The following is a 20,694-nucleotide window of genomic DNA, read 5'->3' on the forward strand; positions in this document are numbered from 1 at the left end:
AAAATGCACTAGCATAATTATGCTAGTGCATTATAAAATCTTTCAGCTAATTCTTAAAATAGATCAAAACGTCACTTCATCCTGATTTCTTACAACCAGCAGCGTTTTCCCTTTATCCAATTCTTCTTCAAGCTTTTCAGCCATTTCTTTTTCAAAGCCGATTTCTTCCATTTTCGCACGCAATTTATCGCCTTTGCTTCGGAACACATTTTTTAAGGCAGTTCCGACTCCGGTTACGCCTACCCCGATTTTGTTGGCATCAGTTTCTTTGCGGTCACGCCTTACATGGTCGTTGTCATGTGAAAGGATATAAATATCATCATCTCTGATTCCATCATTTCTTAAAGTATCAATGGATTTGCTTAATTGCTCGTCATCGTGAAATACTTTGAATTTCGGTTTCATTTAGATCGCCTCCATAGGTTAGAGATACCCGCTCTATTAACTGGATAAACAAGCCTTTCTTTTTCAGCAAGATACTCGTGAAAAATGAGGTGAATTTGATATAATAGATTGAATGCAGTAAATAACTAGTTTTAATCATGCAGCGAACTTTATATAGGCACCCGAAACTGCCTTTTATATGAACGGAAAGAGAGTGAAAGAATATGGGTCGCAAGTGGAACAATATTAAAGAGAAAAAAGCGTCAAAAGATGCTAACACAAGCCGGATTTATGCGAAGTTCGGACGTGAGATTTATGTGGCAGCAAAGCAGGGCGAGCCTGATCCGGAATCAAATCAGGCGTTAAGAGTGGTGCTTGAGCGTGCAAAAACTTACAGTGTTCCAAAAGCAATCATCGACCGTGCGATTGAAAAAGCAAAAGGCGGTTCAGAAGAAAGCTATGATGAACTTCGTTATGAAGGATTTGGTCCGAATGGATCAATGGTTATCGTGGATGCCTTGACTAACAACGTTAACCGTACAGCATCGGATGTCCGTGCGGCATTTGGCAAAAACGGAGGAAATATGGGTGTTAATGGATCTGTTGCCTATATGTTTGATGCAACAGCTGTTATCGGCATTGAAGGCAAAACAGCAGACGATGTTCTTGAGCTGTTAATGGAAGCGGATCTTGATGTGCGCGATATTTTGGAAGAAGAGGAAGCTGTGATTGTTTATGCAGAACCTGATCAGTTCCATGCTGTTCAAAAAGCATTTAAGGATGCCGGCATTACAGAATTTTCAGTTGCAGAACTAACAATGCTTGCGCAAAATGACCTCGAGCTTCCTGAAGATGCACAGGCACAATTTGAAAAAATGATTGATGCTCTTGAAGATTTAGAAGATGTTCAGCAGGTTTATCATAATGTAGATTTAGGTTAATAACGTCAGAAAGAAGAAAAATACAGAAGAAAACGGGTACTAAAGTGCACAGCAATTTAGTACCCGTTTTTTGTTATTTTAACGTTTGTTCTTTGAAAATAAAGATACTGCAAGTTTAATTGTTTGAAAATAATTGGGATGGATAATATCCAAAATTTTTTCTCGCTATAATAATAAGGTGACTCTAGGTTCAAACAAAAGGGAGTGGGAGAATGTTTCCTGTATTAGAAACAGAACGGTTAGTTTTGAGAGAACTTATTGAATATGACGCATTAGATATATTTAATTGTTTCTCTAATGCAGATGTATTACGTTATTACGGACAAAATCCATTAACAAGTCTTGATCAGGTGAAACAAATTGTCAGGAATTTTTCGAAGAATTACAATGAAAAACGCGGTATTAAATGGGGAATTGAAATGAAGGGTACGTCAGGTATTATCGGGACAATTGGGTATCAAGAGTGGTCTTCTGAACATAAGAGAGCAGAAATAAGCTATGCACTTTTTCCTGAACATTGGGGCAATGGATTTGCAACTGAAGCTGCTGCTAAAGTGATTTCATATGGTTTTAAAGAGTTTGGTTTAATGCGTATTGGAGCAGTTGTTTTTGTTGAAAATAAAGCATCTAATAAGTTGTTAACAAAATTAGGCTTTGTAAAAGAAGGGATTTTGAGAAATTATATGTATCAAAATGATATTCCGTTTGATACGAATATTTATTCTTTGTTAAAGTGAAAACCATTGTGAAATATCAAATTGTAAATCAAACAAACGGGTGCGATGCTTTAACAAGGCATTGCCTTTTTTTGTTTGATTAACGAAGCAGATTGTGAAGTCTTTACTTAAAGTAACGGGTGCTTTTCTGAAATAAAAAAACATGTATTTTCTTCCAATGTACCATCTAATAAGAGCTTCTTGCTTATTCAAGAAAAGGGCGCTTTTATGAAGTAACTAAAGCCTAATTTCTCATTTGCAACACCGAGAAATTAGGCTTTTTTATATTTGGTTATATAACCATGATGTACTTAAAGAATCATGATGATTATGTACTGGCAAAAAGAAGCCTTGTAATTTCATTTTTCATTTATTCCTTGATTTGGACCGGGCGTGTTTTGTCCGGTTTTTTATTAAATAGTTAAAGAGTAAATACAACTTGAAAATTCCATTTATTTGCGTTTTTATACTATACTAAGCTAAAAGAAGTAAAATATACGATAAATAACAAGTAATAAGGGGGAGGTATTTTTGCTTATAACTGAGCGTCATCGTTTGATATTAGATTATTTAAAGGAAAAAGAGAATGTTAAGGTTCATGAACTAGTAGAGTTAACAAAAAGTTCAGAATCTACATTGCGACGCGATTTGGATCAACTAGAAAAGCAGAACTATATAAAACGTGTACATGGCGGTGCTTCACTGTTACAAAGAAAACGGGAAGAACCAAGTATGATTGAAAAATCAACTCAGAATCTTAAAGAAAAAAACAATCTAGCAAAATATGCTGCCCAATTAATTAAAGTTGGAGATTGTGTATACCTTGATGCAGGTACAACAACCTATCAAATGATACAGTATTTAGACCAAGAAAACATTGTTGTGGTTACAAATGGGATTGACCATTTGGATGCATTACTTGAAAAAGATATAAGTACCTATATAATTGGGGGATATGTAAAAAAAGTAACAAAAGCGATGATTGGCAGCAATGCATACGAAAGTATTCAAAATTATCGATTTGATAAAAGCTTTATAGGAACAAATGCAATCCACCATGAACTAGGTTTTACTACTCCAGATCCTGAAGAAGCACAACTGAAAGCAAAAGCTATCTATCTCTCTCGTGAATCGTTTGTACTTGCAGATCATACGAAATTTGGCGAAGTTTCATTTTCTGAATTTGCAAAACTGCATCAAGCTAAAATCATTACGAATGAAGAAGATTCGATGATATTGGAGAAGTATAGGGAGAAAACGGAAATTTACTGTGCACCTCTTTAATAAACTCTCATTTTTCTACATAAAAAAGTTTTAATTGGAGCTGACTCACATGTCTACTGAATAGACAATAGGGATTTAAAGCTCTTTTTTTTTTGCCTTGAATAGGCAAAATCTCAAAAAAATTTTTCCCCTTTTACATTTAGTTTCTCAAAGTAAATATATTGGTAAACCGTTTATTTGAAATTGGAAAGAATGCAATGTAGATCAAAATCTTCCATTATTCATTTAAAAACGCCTAATAATACTTATATTGAGAATTATAACAAAAAGTAAAATTAGCTAATATTTACATTACCAATATAATTTACTGAATTTTCTCAATATATTGACAGTTTTTAAAGAGCATAATATAATCAAAATCAATCAAAAAGAGTCAAAGATAAGCAAATTAAGTGGTGGAATCCACCATAAAAAATCATAACTCCTTTATTTATTTAACTTGAACCCACTAACAAATATTGAAATTTTCAATATCGATATATTCTAAGATTATTCTTTAAAGAAAAATGAAATCATATTTGAACGACTTAAAGGAGGTGTTGCAGCCACAAGATTGTAAGCGTTATCAATGGTATTATCAATTTATTTACTTCTAAGAAAAATGAAATTTGTATTTATTAATTTCTAGGGGGCTCACAATGAAAAAGAATGTAAAAACTTTATTCGTGTTAGGTTTAATGGCATTAATGGCTTTAATGTCCGCATGCAGTAGTGCAAGTGAATCTTCAAATGATAGCACTGGACAGGAAAACAGCGACGATAAGTTAAAAATCGGATTAACTGTAGGTACTTTAGCAAATCCATTTTTCGTTGCAATGGGAAAAGGAGCTGAAGAAGCAGGGAAGGAATTAGGTGCAGAAGTTCTTGTAGAAAGCGCTGAATATGATCTTTCAAAACAAACCTCTCAAATTGAAAACTTTATTACAAAAAAGGTAGATGTGATTTTATTAAATGCAGTTGATACGAAGGGGATTGCTGCAGCTGTTCAACAAGCAAAGGATGCCGGAATTCCAGTAATTGCAGTAGATACGAATGCAGAGGGCGGTGTTAATGCAACAGTCACTTCAGATAACTACCAAGCAGGTAAGCTTGCTGGTGAATATGTGGTTGAACAATTAAATGGAAAAGGAAACATTGTCATTATTGATGGACCTCCAGTTTCAGCCGTTACAGATCGGATTCAAGGATTTGAGGATGTGATTAAAGAGTCTGGAATTAAAGTAGCTGCAAAGCAAAATGGTGAAGGAAACCGTGAAAAAGCATTATCTGTTATGGAAAGTATTTTACAAGCGAATCCATCTGGATCAATTGACGCTGTATTTGCGATCAATGACCCTGAAGCAATCGGAGTAGAAATAGCTTCAGAGCAAGCTGGAAGAAAAGATGAGTTTTTCATTGTTGGCGTCGACGGTGCTCCTGAAGCGGCAGAAGCAATGGCGAAAGAAGGAAGCTCTATTATGGCGACTTCTGCTCAATCACCTAGTGAAATGGTGAAAAAAGCAGTTGAAATTGGAATGAAAGTGAAAAAGGGTGAAGACGTTGAAGAACTTATTAAAGTGCCTGTTAAGCTTGTAACTCAAGATACATTAGATTCTTACCAGGGTTGGTAAGTCTCCTTGAATAAATAGGCTGATAAGGGTCCATCCCTAATTCAGCCTATTTCAAATAAGGGTCTTACTGTCCGTTAAGAATGGGATAAATAAGGGGTGGGATTGACTTATGGCTGTTAAGGATATGTTAATAGAAAAACAAAAAACTAAAAAAATGCCATTACTGAATATGGAAGGGATAAGTAAAACATTCTCAGGTGTAAAGGTATTAAACAATGTGAGAATGGAGCTTTATCCAGGTGAAGTACACGCATTAATGGGAGAAAACGGTGCCGGGAAATCAACTTTTATGAAAATCCTTGCAGGGATCCATACTCCTGATCATGATGGGACCATCTATTTAAAAGGTCAACCAATATCATGGAAGAATCCTGTCGAAGCAAGGAACAGAGGAATAAGTGTTATCCACCAGGAGTTAAATCTCTCTCCTAATCTAACAATCAGTGAAAATATTTTAATGGGCTCAACTTTTCCAAAAAATCGACTGGGAATGGTCAGGTGGGACGAAGTTCACGAACGTGCACAAAAGGTGTTAGATTCAATGGGATCTAATCTAAATCCCCGTCAACTCGTTTCAGCCTTGAGTGTCGCACAACAGCAAATGGTAGAAATCGCACGGGCATTATCCTTTAAGGCAGAGGTTCTGATCATGGATGAACCTACAGCTTCGCTAACAGATAAAGAGATCACAAAGCTGTTTCAAATTATTGACGATTTAAAAAAACAAGGAGTTGCGATCGTTTATATTTCTCATAGAATGGACGAAATCTTTAAGATTTCAAATCGATTTACTGTCTTACGGGATGGTGAGTGGATAACAAGCGGGCCGATTGAAGAGACAAACCCCGACCTCCTCGTAAAGCTAATGGTAGGTCGTGATTTAAAGGATTTATTTAATCGAACGAAATCATCTGAGACAACACTCTCATATGAAGCAGTCCCTGTTCTAGAGCTGAAAAGTGTCTCTGATAATACCATTGTTAAAGACGTTTCGCTGAAAATTTATCCTGGTGAAATTGTTGGTTTAGCGGGACTTGTAGGTGCAGGCAGAACGGAGCTGGTTCGGGCTTTATTTGGTATATCGGAGTTGAAAAGCGGAGAAATATACGTGGATGGCAAGTCTGTAAACATAAAATCACCAATTGATGCGATTGCAAATGGAATTGCCCATGTGCCTGAAAGCCGAAAAGAACAAGGTTTATTTTTATCCATGTCAGTAAAAGAGAATATTTTAATGGCAGAGTTGAAAAAGCACTCTAAGTCAGGAATTGTTAGTTGGAAACAGGTTAATTCTAGTGCAGAACAGTTTATAAAAGACCTGAATATAAAAGTTGCCTCTCCCGAACAGCAGGTCTCAAACCTAAGCGGCGGTAATCAACAAAAAGTAGTCATTGCTAAATGGCTGTCCATTACACCAAAGATTTTACTGCTTGATGAACCAACCCGTGGTGTTGATATTGGGGCAAAGACTGAAATACACAAAATTGTCTCACAGCTTGCGGATGAAGGACTGGCCGTGTTAATGATTTCATCTGAGCTGCCGGAAGTATTAGGAGTCAGTGATCGAATCCTTGTCATGAGCGAAGGTAAATTAACGGGGGAACTTTCGAGAGAAGAAGCAACACAGGAAAAAGTTATGCACTTAGCTACTAGAGGGGAGTAAAGAAAAATGAAGGCAAATACTCAAACAGCATCACCATCGCAAAGCCTGGAGGCGGGCAGAATCCTTCTTGCTTTATGGAATCGTTTAGGCATGATTATGATTCTATTATTATTATGTATTGTCCTTTCGTTCACTGCACCTAACTTTTTAGATACAGCCAATATGTTAAATGTATTAAAGCAGGTTTCCATTATTGCGATATTAGCTGCAGGGATGACGATTGTTATTTTAACAGGCGGCATCGATTTATCCGTAGGTTCTACAGTTGCATTATCTGGAGTTATATCAGTTATGGTTTCAGCTGCAGGAGTTAACCCGATTATTGCGATGTTATCAGGTGCAGCAGTAGGTTATGCAGTAGGTCTTATAAATGGCTTTTTTACAGCAATAACGAAATTACCATCATTTATCGTGACATTAGGAAGCTTTACGTATGTTCGCGGTCTTGCTTATGTCATAAGTGGCGGTTATCCAATTGTTTTGCAAAATGAAACCTTTAAATTCATTGGCGGCGGTGCTATTTTAGGCATACCAACACCAATCTATATCATGCTTTTGGTGTATGGCGTGATGTTTTTTGTCCTGAAGTATACAATGTTTGGCCGACATATTTATGCAATTGGCGGAAATGAAGAAGCCGCGCGCTTAACAGGAATCAAGGTTGAAAAGTCATTAATAAACGTTTATTCCATTAGTGGCTTATTAGCTGGGTTAGGTGGTGTCGTATTAGCAGGAAGGTTGTATTCTGGCCAGCCAACTGCAGGACAAATGTATGAATTAGATGCCATTGCTGCGGTTATTTTAGGTGGAACAAGTTTAACTGGAGGAAAGGGCAGAATACAAGGAACGATCATAGGGGTTTTAATCATGGGTGTTATTAGCAATGGATTGACACTTATGGATGTTAATTATTATTGGCAGTTAGTTGTAAAGGGCGGCGTAATTGTAGCAGCTGTTTTATTGGATCGTTTAAGAGGAAGCAGTGCAGCGTAAGGTCTGCACTCCGCGACATTAAAGAGTTAAAGGGGTTTTTAAAAAAAATGTCCATAACGAGAAAGATTTCTTTATATCTAATCAGCTTAATCGTTCTTAGTTTTCCATTAACAAGTGTTTTCGCAGAAGATTCCGGGTATTATAATGAACCTTTTCGTAATCAATTTCATTTCTCTCCTGAAGCAAACTGGATGAATGACCCGAATGGAATGGTCTATTATGACGGTGAATACCATTTGTTTTATCAGTATCATCCATATGGAACGACATGGGGACCGATGCATTGGGGACATGCTGTAAGTAAAGACCTTGTTCATTGGGAGCATTTGCCGATTGCCTTATCACCTGATGAAAACGGTGATATTTTCTCTGGAAGTGCTGTGATCGATTGGAACAATACAGCAGGATTTGGAAAAGAAGCGATGGTTGCTATATTTACTCATTCAGGGGAAAAAGGCCAAGTCCAAAGTCTTGCATACAGCCTTGATAAAGGAAGAACGTGGGAAAAATATGAAGGTAATCCTGTTATGCCTGATCCTCCTATCCCTGATTGGCGTGATCCGAAGGTTTTCTGGCATGAAGATTCAAGCAAGTGGGTGATGTCGTTAACAGCAAAGAATAAGGTCATGTTTTATACGTCACCCAATTTAAAAGACTGGGAGTTTGCTAGTGAATTTGGGCCAGATGGCGGAATTCAAGCGAATAGTCTTGATCGCACCTCTTACGCGATGTCCTCGCAAATAGGCGGATCGTTTAGCTATGAGAGTGACATTACCCTTAACGAAAAGAATGGGAGAGAAGGTGCAGGCGGCCTTATTTTTCGTGCTGACAAGCGGGCGGAGAATGGATATATTGCCAACCTGGATGCAAAAAACGATGTTGTCACATTAAGTAAAAATGTGGAGGGCATCACGAAAGAAATTGTCCGCAAACCATTACCTCTAAAAACCTCAACGACCTATCATGTGAAGATAGATGCCAATGGGGATCAAATCAGAGTTGCTATAAACGATGAGCTTGTAATTGAAGCAAATGATCCATCTTTTGAAAGCGGTTACTACGGCTTATCAGCGTGGAATTCTACAGCGGCTTTTCAAAATGCAGAATTTAATAATAAATCAAATTTTGTGTCGAACCTGTCTAAATGGAAGGTTGTCAATGGCTCTTGGGAAGATACATTAGCTGGGAAAAATGGGAGCTCTACAGATGATGCTTTTATTATGAGCGGTCAAACGGCTGGGAATTTGATCTATGAAGCAGATATCACGATTTCTGGAAATAAAGGGGGTAATGGCGCAGGTTCACTTGTTTTCCGAGCAGATGAAGAAGCAAAGAATGGCTATTTTGCAAATATCGATGCCCTGAATGATACTGTGAAACTAATGAAAATTGAAAATGGAAAAATATCCGTCTTAGCTGAAAAATCGATGAGTCTTGATACAGATAAGCTATATCATTTAAAAGTAAGTACGTACGGCGAAAACATTAAAGTCTATATAGATGACCAGCTTATTCATGACATAAATGACGCAACGTTTTCCTCTGGGTTTGCAGGTTTGAACATTTGGAATTCCTCAACGAATTTTCAAGATGTTCAACTGAATAAGAACATCGCAACAAATGAGAAGGAAATCAATAACCATGATTTTGAAACAGGTGATTTAACTGGTTGGAGCCTAATTGAAGGGAATGCTTTTACAAATGATCACGTCACAGATGCAGCATCCTATTGGGGAGGTCAATTTGGCCATGAAGGAAATTATCATTTATGGGGATTTTCAGATCTTCATAATGGAGACGATGCAACCGGTGAACTGCATTCCTCATACTTTAAGCTAGGCGGAACAGGTGAAATTAATTTCTTATTAGGCGGTGGGAATGACTTTAACAGCCGCTATGTATCATTGGTGAGAGCCTCTGATAATAAGGAATTAATTCGCCAGGCAAATACGAAATTTAAAGAGGAAAAGTATAACAAATACGTATGGGATGCTTCTGATTATATCGGTGAAGTACTCTATATGAAAGTGGTTGACCATGCTGTAGGAGGCTGGGGGCATATAAACCTAGATGATGTTCATGTTTATAATGAAGGTCCTATGCCAGCAGAAGTTGACAATGTTGCAAAAGAACCTGTGGAAGCTGAAGTTAAGCAGAGCGGAACCATTACAGACTGGATGGCTGTTTCCGGTGAATGGATCCCTTCTACACATGGCAGCAACGGCGGTATTTGGGAATGTCCTGCTTTAGTTGAATTGCCAATTGATGGCGATCCGACCAAAACAAAGTGGGTGCTGCAAGTAAGTTTAAATGATGGAGCCCCTGCTGGCGGGTCTGGTGGTCAATATTTTGTTGGCAGTTTTGATGGAAAAACGTTTGAAAATGAGAATCCGTCTGATCAGGTATTATGGAGTGATTATGGAGCTGACTTCTATGCAGCAGTAGAATGGAGTGGAATTGAGGGCGAGAATGGTGAGAAATATTGGTTAGGCTGGATGAGCAACTGGCACTACGCCAACAATACACCAACATCAACATGGAGGAGTTCAATGAGCCTCCCTCGGAAGATGGAGCTTACTGAAACAGAAGAAGGAGTACGTTTAAAACAAACGCCGGTTTCAATCAATTCAATTCGTGACAAAAACCAGAAAGTATCTTATCAAAATAAAGTAATTTCAGATGAGAGCAATCTTCTGGATGATTTTTCAGGAGATGCTTATGAAATGATTGCTGAATTTGATGTCTCTAATACCACCGCAACTGAATTTGGCTTTGAAGTTCGCAAAGGTTCTACTAATGAGTATACAAAAATAGGGTATGAAGTTGGGAACAAGCAATTATTTGTTGACCGTAAGAACTCTGACAGCTTTGATTACGGCAGCAATGTTGTAAACATACACAAAGGTCCTCTTTCTGTGTCAAATGGAACTTTGAAAATGCATATTTTTGTCGATCATTCAGCTGTAGAAGTATTTGGCAACGATGGAGAAACGGTGATTACCGATCAAATCTTCCCTAGTCCAACAAGCAAAGGAGTAAAGATTTATAGTAAGGATGGAAATGTTACATTGAAATCCTTGAATATCTATCCTGTAAAAAGTATCTGGAAAAAAAGCGGCTTTAAATCAACCTTAAATGGCTGGAAAGCTGTAAATGGCAAGTGGGCAGATACAATTGCTGGAAAACAGGGGCAAAGCAGCGGGGATGCATTCATTTTATCAAATGAAGCAGGAAGCAATTTTAAGTATGAAGCAGACATGAAAATTCTTGATACGGACTCACATCCGAATGATCCTAATAAGGATACAGCTGGTAACTTAGTTGGTGCAGGAGCACTGGTTTTTCGCTCAGATTCAGAAGGGAAAAACGCTTATGCTGTCAATGTTGATGTGAAAAATAATGTTGTCAAATTAATAAAATTTGTGAATGGTGTTGGCCATGACCTTGCATCCTATAACAATGATGGAAATCTTAAACTGCAAGCAAATGAAAACCATCATCTTAAAGTAGTGACGGCAGGCGATAACATTAAGGCTTATTTAGATGACAAGCTTGCCATTGATACAAACGACCAAACCTATAAAGAAGGCTACTTTGGACTAAATGTCTGGGATTCAACTGTTGTGTTTAACCAAGTAAAAAACAAGGTTAACATGGGTACAAGATGATTGGGGGAGAATATATGAATGGCATATTATTTTGAACGAGGGGCCATTTCCATAGACTCAACTTCATTGTGGTATTTTACTGCTAAAATAAATATTTTTCGTATATTCTGATGTTCACTTTTGTATCTCACAAGTTTCCACGAAAGAAATGAAGAGGGAACAAGCAAAACAAAAAAGTCCGCTCAGTTGTTATTCAGCTTCTTATCTGAAGCAAAATACAGCCGTTTTCCTAAAAAATTAGGAAAACGGCTGTATTCTTAGTGATAACAAGCTTCGGTTTTTATTTATACATCAAAAGGGAAAGACGCAGAATATGAAATAAGAATTTTGGAGTTAGCAATGAGCAACATCTATCTTAAACAGTCTGCTAAGTCGCTATCTAATTTTTCATTTAAATATAATAAGAGTCTATTATTCATTAAGGGATAATAAACGTTTTTTAATGTCTTCTGGGCTGATAATTGTTTGGGCCACTCCACTGTCTATTGCCGCCTGTGCTACAGCTGCTGCAACGTGAGCAGCAACTCTGCGATCAAATGGATCTGGAATGACATAGTCTGAATGAAGCTCTTGTTCTGAAATGAGTTCGGCAATAGCGTAAACTGCTGCTGACTTCATTTTTTCATTGATTTCTGTTGCGTTTACGTCAAGCGCACCGCGGAAAATACCAGGGAAGGCAAGAACATTGTTGACCTGGTTCGGAAAGTCGGACCGACCTGTACCGACTACTTTAGCACCCAAATCTTTTGCTTCTTGAGGCATAATTTCCGGGATTGGATTAGCGAGAGCAAAAATGATTGGATCATGATTCATGGACTGAACCATTTCTCCATTGATAGCACCGGCAGCCGATACACCAACAAAGACATCGGATCCAACCATTGCATCTTTTAATGTTCCTTGTTTCTGCTCTAAATTCGTGATAAGTGCCATTTCTTCTTTAAAAGGATTCATGCCGAGAGGGCGGCCTTTATAGATAATTCCTTTTGTGTCACATAAAATCACATCTTTTACACCCATTTGCAGTAAAAGCTTCACAATCGCTACACCGGCTGCACCTGCTCCATTGACAACAACACAAATTTCTTCCAACTTCTTACCTGCAAGCTTAAGGGCGTTAATCAATCCAGCAGCTGTTACAATCGCTGTTCCATGCTGGTCATCATGAAATATAGGGATGTTGCAAGCTTTTCGTAATTGTTCTTCAATCTCAAAGCATTGCGGTGCTGCAATATCCTCCAAGTTGACTCCTCCAAAGGTAGGCTCTATCAATTTAACCAATTCCACTATTTTTTTAGGATCAGTCGTATTGAGGCAAAGAGGGAAGGCATCCACATCGGCAAATGATTTAAAGAGAAGGGCTTTTCCTTCCATGACAGGCATTGCAGCACGCGGTCCGATGTTTCCTAAGCCAAGCACAGCCGTACCGTCTGATACGACCGCCACAAGATTGCCTTTCATCGTATAGTCATATACTTTTGATTCATCATGATGTATCTCCATGCACGGTTCTGCAACGCCAGGGGAGTAAGCAAGACTTAAATCATAGGCGTCACGCACCGGGACTTTTGAGTGAACACCAAGTTTTCCTTTATTTTCTTTATGCATCTGCAGCGCTTTTTCACGTAGACTGTTCATTCTTTTGTTTCTCCTCTCGCATATTGGTTAAAAAGGGGGGAAGGCTGAAGAAAAGGTATTTCTTCAGCCTTCTATATCCCTCTTAATCTTGTATGATCATGATTGTTTTTTATCGCGTTTAGGCTTTTCTGTTCTTACATCTTGTTTAAGCTCATAAAGGTTTTCATAAAAGAACTTAACAAGAACCCGCAGGGGAGATTGGCATCCGCTAATACGAAATCTAGATGTTTTAATCCATGTCCAATGATTTATGCGGATTTAAACAGCGGGTTACTCTCTTTCAAAAAGGGATGCACCTGCAATCCCCGGGTTTGTCATCTCGTAAGGATTTAAAATGAGATCAAGCTCTTCTGCTGTCAATACATCATATTGAAGGCATAGCTCGCGTACAGATTTTCCATTTAAAATGGCTTCTCGTGCGATGCGTGCAGCCACTTCGTATCCAATATGCGGATTTACAGCTGTAATAATCCCTGCGCTTTTTTCTACATATTCTTTTAACCGGTCTTCGTTTGCTTCAATGCCTGCAAGGCAGTAATCGGTGAAGGAACGAAATGCATTGTTCATTATACTGATTGATTGAAGTAAGTTGAATACAAGCACAGGTTCCATCACGTTTAGTTCAAGCTGACCCGCTTCAGAGGCCAAACAGATCGTATGGTCGTTGCCAATTACCTGGAATGCCACTTGGTTAATCATTTCCGGCATAACCGGATTTACTTTTCCCGGCATAATCGATGAGCCTGGCTGTCGAGCAGGCAAGAATATCTCCCCAAATCCCGCGCGAGGGCCTGATGCCATTAAACGCAGGTCGTTGGCAATTTTCGACATGTTCATCATACATACTTTTAGGGCGGCAGAGACTTCTGTGTAGGCATCCGTATTTTGTGTTGCATCAACAAGATGCTCTGCACCTACGAGAGGAAGACCGCTGATGTCCGCTAAATGCTTGACCACATTTTTGATATAGCGAGGGTCTGCATTTAAGCCTGTGCCAACGGCTGTGGCCCCCATATTTACTTCATACAGATGCTGGCGTGATTGTTGAATGCGTTTAATATCTCGCTCTAATACACGGCTGTAAGCTTCAAACTCTTGGCCAAGCCGGATCGGCACCGCGTCTTGGAGGTGTGTACGGCCCATTTTAATGACATGATCGAATTGCTTCGCCTTTTTTTTAAACACTTCCTGCATATATTGCATTGTGTCTAACAACTTTCCAACTAAATTAAGTGTTGCAATATGAATGGCGGTTGGAAACACATCATTCGTTGATTGTGACATATTGACATGGCTGTTTGGGCTCAACTCAGCATATGCCCCTTTTTCTTTGCTGAGCAGCTCAAGTGCACGGTTCGTAATAACTTCGTTTGCATTCATATTCATGGATGTACCGGCACCGCCTTGGATCGGATCTACGATAAACTGGTCATGCCATTTTCCTTCAATAATTTCGTCTGCTGCCTGAACAATCGCATCTCCAAGGCCTTTGTATAAACGTTTCACATCCATATTCGCGAGCGCAGCCGCTTTTTTGACGATTGCCAATGCTCTAATTAATTCCTCGTGAATGCGATAGCCAGTAATCGGAAAGTTTTCTACAGCCCTTAATGTCTGGACACCATAATAGGCATTAATAGGCAATTCTCTTTCTCCCAAAAAATCTTTTTCTTTTCGTACATGTTCGTTTTTCAAGTTGAACTCCCCCATCTATATCTTGCTCACTATGATGTTAAGAAAGATTATGCTACATTTGTTTGTTTACTTGCTTCAAGTGATTTGATATAATCTTGCGCTTTTTGTTCATGGAATTGACCTTCCCATTTAGACATTACAATGGCCGCAAGAGAGTTACCTATAACATTGACCACTGTTCGTGCCATATCTAATACACGATCAACACCTGCGATAAAAGCTAATCCTTCCATCGGGAGTCCCATTGCGCCGAGCGTAGCCAAGAGCACGACAAATGAGGCACCAGGTACGCCGGCCATTCCCTTTGAAGTTACCATCAGAACTAACACAAGGGTCAGCTGTTCTGGAATAGACATGTCAATTCCATACATTTGTGCGATAAATAAAGCGCCAATCGCTTGATAAATCGTCGAGCCGTCCAGATTAAAAGAATACCCTGTCGGAATGACAAAAGACGTTATAGCTTTTGGACAACCGAAGCGCTCCATTTTTTCCATTAGTTTTGGCAGCACCGCCTCTGAACTTGCGGTAGAAAAAGCGAGTACCATTTCATCTTTCAAGATTTTCATGATCGTAAAGATATGGGTGCCGCACCATCTTGCAATTAATCCTAGTACAATCAATACGAAGAAGATCATGGCACCGTATACCACTATTACAAGCTTGCCAAGCGGAATAAGGGACGCAAGTCCAAATTTTGAAACTGTGACGCCGATTAAGGCAAATACCCCAAACGGTGCAAACTTCATTACTTGATTTGTCACCCAAAACATGGACTCGGCAACACCCTCAAAGAATGTCAAAACGGGCTTCCCTCTTTCACCGAGTGATGCTACCCCAAGACCAAACAATACTGAAAAGAAAATAATCGCAAGCATATCGCCCTTCATTAAGGACTCAAATATGTTCGAAGGTACGATGTTAACGAAAGTATCGGCAATTCCATGACTATTTTGTTCGTTGGCTGAATCGACATATTTATCGATGCTGGCCGTACCTAACTCATCCATTTGAATGCCTGCACCAGGCTGTACAATGTTTGCAGCCAGCAACCCGACGATAATCGCAATGGTTGTGATGACTTCAAAGTATAGAATCGTTTTGCCGCCAAGTTTTCCAAGCTTTTTTACATCACCCACGCCGGCAACACCGACAATCAATGTTGCGACGACAATCGGCACGACAATCATTTTAATTAAGCGAATAAAAATATCTCCAATCGGCTGGAGGAATCCTTCAATATTTGGATTTCCATAAAAGACAGCTCCAACCGCGATTCCTAAAATGAGACCAATTACAATCTGCCAAGCTAAGCCAAGTTTTAGTTTTTTCATCCCATCCACCCCTTCAAGTCTATTACCAATATGAGTGTAAGCGGTTACCTACAATAACCTACTGATTCATACGAAAACCTACAAATACTTATAAAAAAATAAAAAAAATTTTCTCATAACTGTTTCAACTTTCCAAAGGTTTGAGTACAATGTGTAATGTTTGTACATTATTTGGTATGGAGGTGTCCGAACTGAAGGAACGAATTTTAGCAGTTTTATTGATGATGATTGCCGTACCGCTCGCTGGAGAGTTTAAATTCTATCCGTTCAATGATGCATTCCGCGTCAGCCTGGGGACACCGGCATTTTTCTTGTTTTTGTTATGGAACAGAGGCATTCACCCGTATATTGCAGGGGTTTTGACTGGGACAAGTGTGTTTGTGTTTCGGTTTTTGCTGGCGGTCATTATCAGTGACATACCGGTTGAAGAGGCAATCTGCCGTCATCTTCCGGTGTTCCTTTATTACGCCATGTACGCTTTCATTTTTCATATTACAAAGCTGAATGAGAAGCATAATAAGCCGTTTATGATTGGAATACTAGGCGTGGTCATTGAATTTTGTGCAAGCTTGTCGGAAATGGCGATTCGATCCTCGTTAGCGGATCAGATTATTTCATTTCACGCAATCAAACAGATTATCTTTATCGCGTTTATCCGAAGTTTTTTCGTACTTGGTTTTTTTAACATTATTAAACTGAGAGAAGCAAAATTGGCAGAGGAAGAGCAGCGCAGACAAAACGAGCAAATGCTGCTGTTCATTTCGAATTTGTATGAGGAATCTGTTCAGCTTAAGAAAACGATGCAAAATGCAGAAGAAATCACCCACAAATGTTATGATTTTTATCGCAGGCTGAAATCGGGAGATTCACATGGTCATGAGGCTCAAACAGCATTGCAAATTGCAGGTCTTGTACATGAAATGAAAAAAGATAATCAGCGAATTTATGCTGGACTGTCAAAGTTGATGACCTCTGAAAAGCTAGAGGACTACATGAGCATTGAGCAGCTGAGTAACATTATGTTTGTTTCAAATAGAAGGTATGCGGAGTTATTAAATAAACACGTTTCGTTTTCTCTGCATGTGGAAGGGGAACATCCGCCATATCAAGTAAACATGGTGTTATCATTGATAAATAACTTGATCGGAAATGCGTTGGAAGCCATTGAACAAGAGGGACATATATCGTTGTATGTCATTCGAAGAGACCGGATGGTAGAATTTCAGGTCTGTGATAATGGACCAGGCATTGAGCAAAAGCTGAAAGAAATCATTTTTAAAGAGGGGTTTACAACGAAGTATGATGTTTCCGGCAATCCTTCTACAGGCATTGGACTTTCGTATGTGAAACAAACCGTTGACAAGCTTGGCGGACATATTAAGCTAATAGATAATCATAAAGAAACCATATTTGTCATCGGGCTTCCGATTGATGCGATGATACAGAAAGGACAGGTCAAATGAATTACTTCATTATAGACGATGATCCAGCTATTAGAGCGATGCTGACAGACTTGATTGAGGATGAGGATTTAGGCAAAGTGGTGGGTGAAGCAGAAGACGGATCATTGGTGGACAATGGGAAGCTTGCGCTCAAAAAAGTAGACGTGGTGCTCATGGATTTACTGATGCCAAAGAGGGATGGAATTGAAACAATTCGTGTTCTTTCTTCTGAATTCCAGGGGAAATTCGTGATGATTTCTCAAATGGAGGCAAAGGAGCTCATAGGGGAAGCATATAGTTTAGGAGCAGAATACTACATCACAAAGCCGTTAAACCGCCTTGAAATAGCAGGAGTGTTAAAAAAGGTAAACGAGCGGGTCATTCTGGAAAAATCAATTCGAGGCATTCAAGAATCGTTAACATTATTTACAGGTCATCAGTCGCCGCCATCCAGCTCTTCTCATACAAAAAATATAATCGAAGCAGGCCGTTCATTGATTTCAGATTTAGGGATGATTGGAGAAAGCGGCAGTGAAGACTTGATGAAAATTTTAGAATTCCTGCAGGATGATAAACAAAAGTTCGGATCCTCCTACTTTCCGCCTCTAAAGGAAATTTTTTATGGAAATGCCCAAAAAAAGCTTGGAGAACAGGCTGCCGAGGCGGAAGTGCAAAAAGAAATGAAAGCCTCCGAACAGCGGGTTCGCAGAGCAATTTACCAGGCGCTCAACTATATTGCCTCATTAGGGTTAACAGATTACACGAATCCAAAATTCGAGACGTATTCATCCACATTTTTCGATTTCTCGGAAGTCCGGAAGAAAATGCTGGAGCTTGAAGATAAAAGTGAACGAAGCACCAATCAAAGCCGAATCAACATGAAAAAATTCATTCAATCGCTCTATATAGAAGCGCAGCAATTGGTGGATTAGCGGAAAAATTTGTTTCTTGCAAATTGCAGGGATTATGTGCAGTCATGTTGTAACAAGGCTGTTGTTACTAGACAACATGTTCAGAAACGAACAATAAAACCTTGATACTCCTACATGCATAAATAAATACCATTTATTTTGTATGAAGCTCGGTTTGCACAAGATCCTATGATGAAAATAAATACTAAGGCTGAAGGTTGATTAAGAAAAAAGCCTTCTGAACTAACAATTAGAGCATGATCTTAGAGATCGTGTTCTTTTTTGTATCAGCACCTAAGAACACCAATTTTCGTGAGCAATTTCATACACTTTTTAATTAATTGCTTGTTAAGCTACAGGAACAAGTGCGTACGTCATGACCAAGGTTGTTTCTTTCTAAAACAACCTATAGGAAAACTAAAAAAACGGGAGGGATACACTTCCGCATATTTATACAAAGTAGTGCAAATAATAATTGAATATTCTTCGATTTTTCAAATGAAGCTGGAATTTCTCTTCCTCGGAACTGCATGGCTAATTCATTTTATTAGGCACAAAATCGAATAGGGTTATCGTTAATGTTCCGGGTTACATACTAATCTAGAAGCTTTTTTAACATTAATAACAACATTTTAGAAATGTTTATTCCTAATGTCAGTTGCGGGCTTTGGGTACTTAAAGGGTGATTAATATGTGGAAAATGGTGGTTTCCTATCTTCCGGACTGGAAAGTCTTTATTCAGGGTTTTATCGTATTTTTCATTCCGTTTTTGATCACAAAATTTTTTAAATGGGTCCGTACTTTAGAGGAAGAGTGATGAGAATGAAATGGTGGAAATCAAAGATAAAACAAACGCAGAAACCTTCCATTCAAAGTGATAAAGAGCAGAAAACTCCGTTTTTTCAAGATTCAAAAGGTCAAATTACAGGCGATTTCGACTTAGATCTGGAACTTGTCAAGCAAGAAATGGCTCATAACTCGGATGTTCACTTTCGGGAGTTTAACATAGGGCGCACAGGCATACGGGCGGCGATCATTTTTGTCGATGGGCTGTCAGATAAAGATCTCATCGACAAACATATTATGAAATCATTGATGCTTAATTTTTGTGAAGAATACAAACAGGAAACTCCATATGTGAAAGGTACCATTTCAAAGGAATTTATTAAAAATCAAGTCCTTTCTATTAGTGAAGTAGAAGAAGCCCATCATATAAAAGAGTTGATGACAAAAGTATTGACAGGTTCAACAGCCCTTTTGATTGATGGGTCATATGATGTGTACATTCTTGGTACAATAAAAGCAAACAAACGGAATATTGAAGAGCCAGTATCAGAGGCATTGGTCAGAGGTCCACGGGTAGGTTTCACTGAGATTATAAGCGATAATACCGCGCTTTTACGACGCCATGGTGAAAATGAGAACCTATCATTAATAAAATTTCAAGTTGGAAAGCGTGCAAAAAAAGAACTGGTCATCGCCTATATGCAAGAAATTGCTGACCCTGAATTAATAGAAGAGGTCAAGAAAAGAGTTCGGAAAATCGATATTGATCATGTACCGGAATCTGGCTATGTAGAACAACTGATCGAAGATAATTACCTCAGTCCTTTTCCCCAAGTACAGAGTACGGAGCGCCCTGATCGCGTCATTAGTGCATTGATGGAAGGAAGAGCAGCAATCTTGTTAGATGGCACGCCTTTCGCTTTGATCGCCCCAGTTACATTTAGCATGCTGCTGCAATCGCCAGAAGATTATTATGAACGTTGGATTCCAGGCACGCTTTTTCGTCTGCTGCGTTTTGGAGCAGCTATTGTTACGTTGTTTGCACCTGCTTTATATATTTCTTTTATCTCATTTCATCCGGGGTTGATTCCTAGTGAGTTAGCCATTTCTATCTCAGGGACAAGGGAAGGTGTTCCGTTTCCTTCTTTAATAGAAGCACTGCTTATGGAAGTAGCAATCGAAATATTGCGGGAAGCTGGTCTGCGATTGCCCAAGCCTATTGGTCCAGCAATGGGGATTGTTGGCGGACTGATAATTGGTGAAGCAGCGGTGCAAGCAGGGATAGTCAGCAATATCATGGTTATCGTAGTGGCAATAACCGCCATTTCCTCCTTTGCGATTCCGAGTTATAGCGCGGGGATTCCATTGCGCATTCTTCGCTTTGTAGCCATGTTTGGCGCTGCCTTGTTTGGATTGTATGGGGTTATTCTATTTTTCCTCTTACTTTGCAGTCATTTGGTTAAACTAAAGAGCTTTGGCGTACCTTATGCTAGTCCGGCTGTGCCTTATCGATTAAACGACTGGAAAGATTTTATGGTTCGCATGCCGCTTCAGATGATGAAACGACGTCCGAAGATGATGCACACGAAAGATGAAATCCGTAAAGGATAGCCTACTTAGAAAGGAAGT

General features: G+C 39.0%; 14 protein-coding genes and 1 pseudogene. 11 read left to right on the forward strand and 4 right to left on the reverse strand.

The features are described 5' to 3' along the window. Positions 1-63: 63 nt before the first annotated feature. Complete coding sequence (locus QLQ22_RS06685; RefSeq protein ID WP_223440576.1) at positions 64-405, reverse strand: YflT domain-containing protein; 342 nt, start codon at positions 403-405, stop codon at positions 64-66. Positions 406-608: 203 nt separating this feature from the next. Here QLQ22_RS06685 and QLQ22_RS06690 point away from each other — a divergent pair, with 203 nt between their 5' ends. The 8 genes and pseudogenes from QLQ22_RS06690 to QLQ22_RS25015 all read left to right on the forward strand — a co-directional run bounded on the left by QLQ22_RS06690 (position 609) and on the right by QLQ22_RS25015 (position 11,259). Continuing rightward, positions 609-1,325, forward strand: coding sequence for a YebC/PmpR family DNA-binding transcriptional regulator (locus tag QLQ22_RS06690; RefSeq protein WP_223440578.1), 717 nt, complete (start codon positions 609-611; stop codon positions 1,323-1,325). Between the two features lie 212 nt (positions 1,326-1,537). Continuing rightward, positions 1,538-2,062 (forward strand): GNAT family N-acetyltransferase, encoded by a 525-nt coding sequence (locus tag QLQ22_RS06695; RefSeq protein WP_223440579.1) that lies wholly within the window; start codon positions 1,538-1,540, stop codon positions 2,060-2,062. Between the two features lie 510 nt (positions 2,063-2,572). Then, the gene (locus tag QLQ22_RS06700; protein WP_223440580.1) at positions 2,573-3,325 is read left to right on the forward strand and encodes a DeoR/GlpR family DNA-binding transcription regulator; all 753 of its coding nucleotides are present in this window, start codon (positions 2,573-2,575) and stop codon (positions 3,323-3,325) included. A 638-nt stretch (positions 3,326-3,963) separates the two neighbouring features. Then, on the forward strand, positions 3,964-4,935 hold the full coding sequence (locus tag QLQ22_RS06705) for an ABC transporter substrate-binding protein (protein ID WP_252208270.1): 972 nt from the start codon (positions 3,964-3,966) through the stop codon (positions 4,933-4,935). A 109-nt stretch (positions 4,936-5,044) separates the two neighbouring features. Next, on the forward strand, positions 5,045-6,598 hold the full coding sequence (locus QLQ22_RS06710; protein WP_223440582.1) for a sugar ABC transporter ATP-binding protein: 1,554 nt from the start codon (positions 5,045-5,047) through the stop codon (positions 6,596-6,598). A 6-nt stretch (positions 6,599-6,604) separates the two neighbouring features. Further along, the gene (locus QLQ22_RS06715; protein ID WP_284016273.1) at positions 6,605-7,591 is read left to right on the forward strand and encodes an ABC transporter permease; all 987 of its coding nucleotides are present in this window, start codon (positions 6,605-6,607) and stop codon (positions 7,589-7,591) included. A gap of 47 nt (positions 7,592-7,638) precedes the next feature. Next, positions 7,639-8,283, forward strand: a pseudogene (locus QLQ22_RS25100) (glycoside hydrolase family 32 protein); the annotation flags it as partial. Positions 8,284-8,319: 36 nt separating this feature from the next. Then, positions 8,320-11,259, forward strand: coding sequence for a glycoside hydrolase family 32 protein (locus QLQ22_RS25015; RefSeq protein ID WP_423246253.1), 2,940 nt, complete (start codon positions 8,320-8,322; stop codon positions 11,257-11,259). A 411-nt stretch (positions 11,260-11,670) separates the two neighbouring features. Here QLQ22_RS25015 and ystJ read toward each other — a convergent pair whose 3' ends face one another. The 3 genes from ystJ to QLQ22_RS06740 all read right to left on the reverse strand — a co-directional run bounded on the left by ystJ (position 11,671) and on the right by QLQ22_RS06740 (position 15,926). Further along, positions 11,671-12,897 (reverse strand): NADP-dependent malic enzyme, encoded by a 1,227-nt coding sequence (gene ystJ, locus QLQ22_RS06730; RefSeq protein ID WP_284016274.1) that lies wholly within the window; start codon positions 12,895-12,897, stop codon positions 11,671-11,673. A gap of 270 nt (positions 12,898-13,167) precedes the next feature. Continuing rightward, positions 13,168-14,592, reverse strand: coding sequence for an aspartate ammonia-lyase (gene aspA / locus QLQ22_RS06735; protein WP_423246235.1), 1,425 nt, complete (start codon positions 14,590-14,592; stop codon positions 13,168-13,170). Between the two features lie 47 nt (positions 14,593-14,639). After that, positions 14,640-15,926 carry a cation:dicarboxylate symporter family transporter gene (locus tag QLQ22_RS06740; RefSeq protein WP_284016276.1) on the reverse strand — a complete coding sequence of 429 codons (1,287 nt, stop codon included), beginning with the start codon at positions 15,924-15,926 and terminating at the stop codon, positions 14,640-14,642. A 149-nt stretch (positions 15,927-16,075) separates the two neighbouring features. Between QLQ22_RS06740 and QLQ22_RS06745 the strand changes: the two genes are divergently transcribed. The 3 genes from QLQ22_RS06745 (at position 16,076) to QLQ22_RS06755 (ending at position 20,676) form a co-directional block, all read left to right on the forward strand. Next, positions 16,076-17,389: an ATP-binding protein gene (locus QLQ22_RS06745; RefSeq protein WP_223440589.1), complete on the forward strand. Its 1,314-nt coding sequence runs from the start codon at positions 16,076-16,078 to the stop codon at positions 17,387-17,389. Then, complete coding sequence (locus tag QLQ22_RS06750) at positions 17,386-18,300, forward strand: response regulator (RefSeq protein ID WP_284016277.1); 915 nt, start codon at positions 17,386-17,388, stop codon at positions 18,298-18,300. The genes QLQ22_RS06745 and QLQ22_RS06750 overlap by 4 nt, the downstream gene beginning before the upstream one ends. 801 nt (positions 18,301-19,101) lie before the next feature. After that, positions 19,102-20,676 carry a spore germination protein gene (locus QLQ22_RS06755; RefSeq protein WP_284016278.1) on the forward strand — a complete coding sequence of 525 codons (1,575 nt, stop codon included), beginning with the start codon at positions 19,102-19,104 and terminating at the stop codon, positions 20,674-20,676. Positions 20,677-20,694 lie beyond the last annotated feature (18 nt).

This window comes from Metabacillus hrfriensis (assembly GCF_030127205.1).
Lineage (GTDB): Bacteria > Bacillota > Bacilli > Bacillales > Bacillaceae > Bacillus_P > Bacillus_P dongyingensis.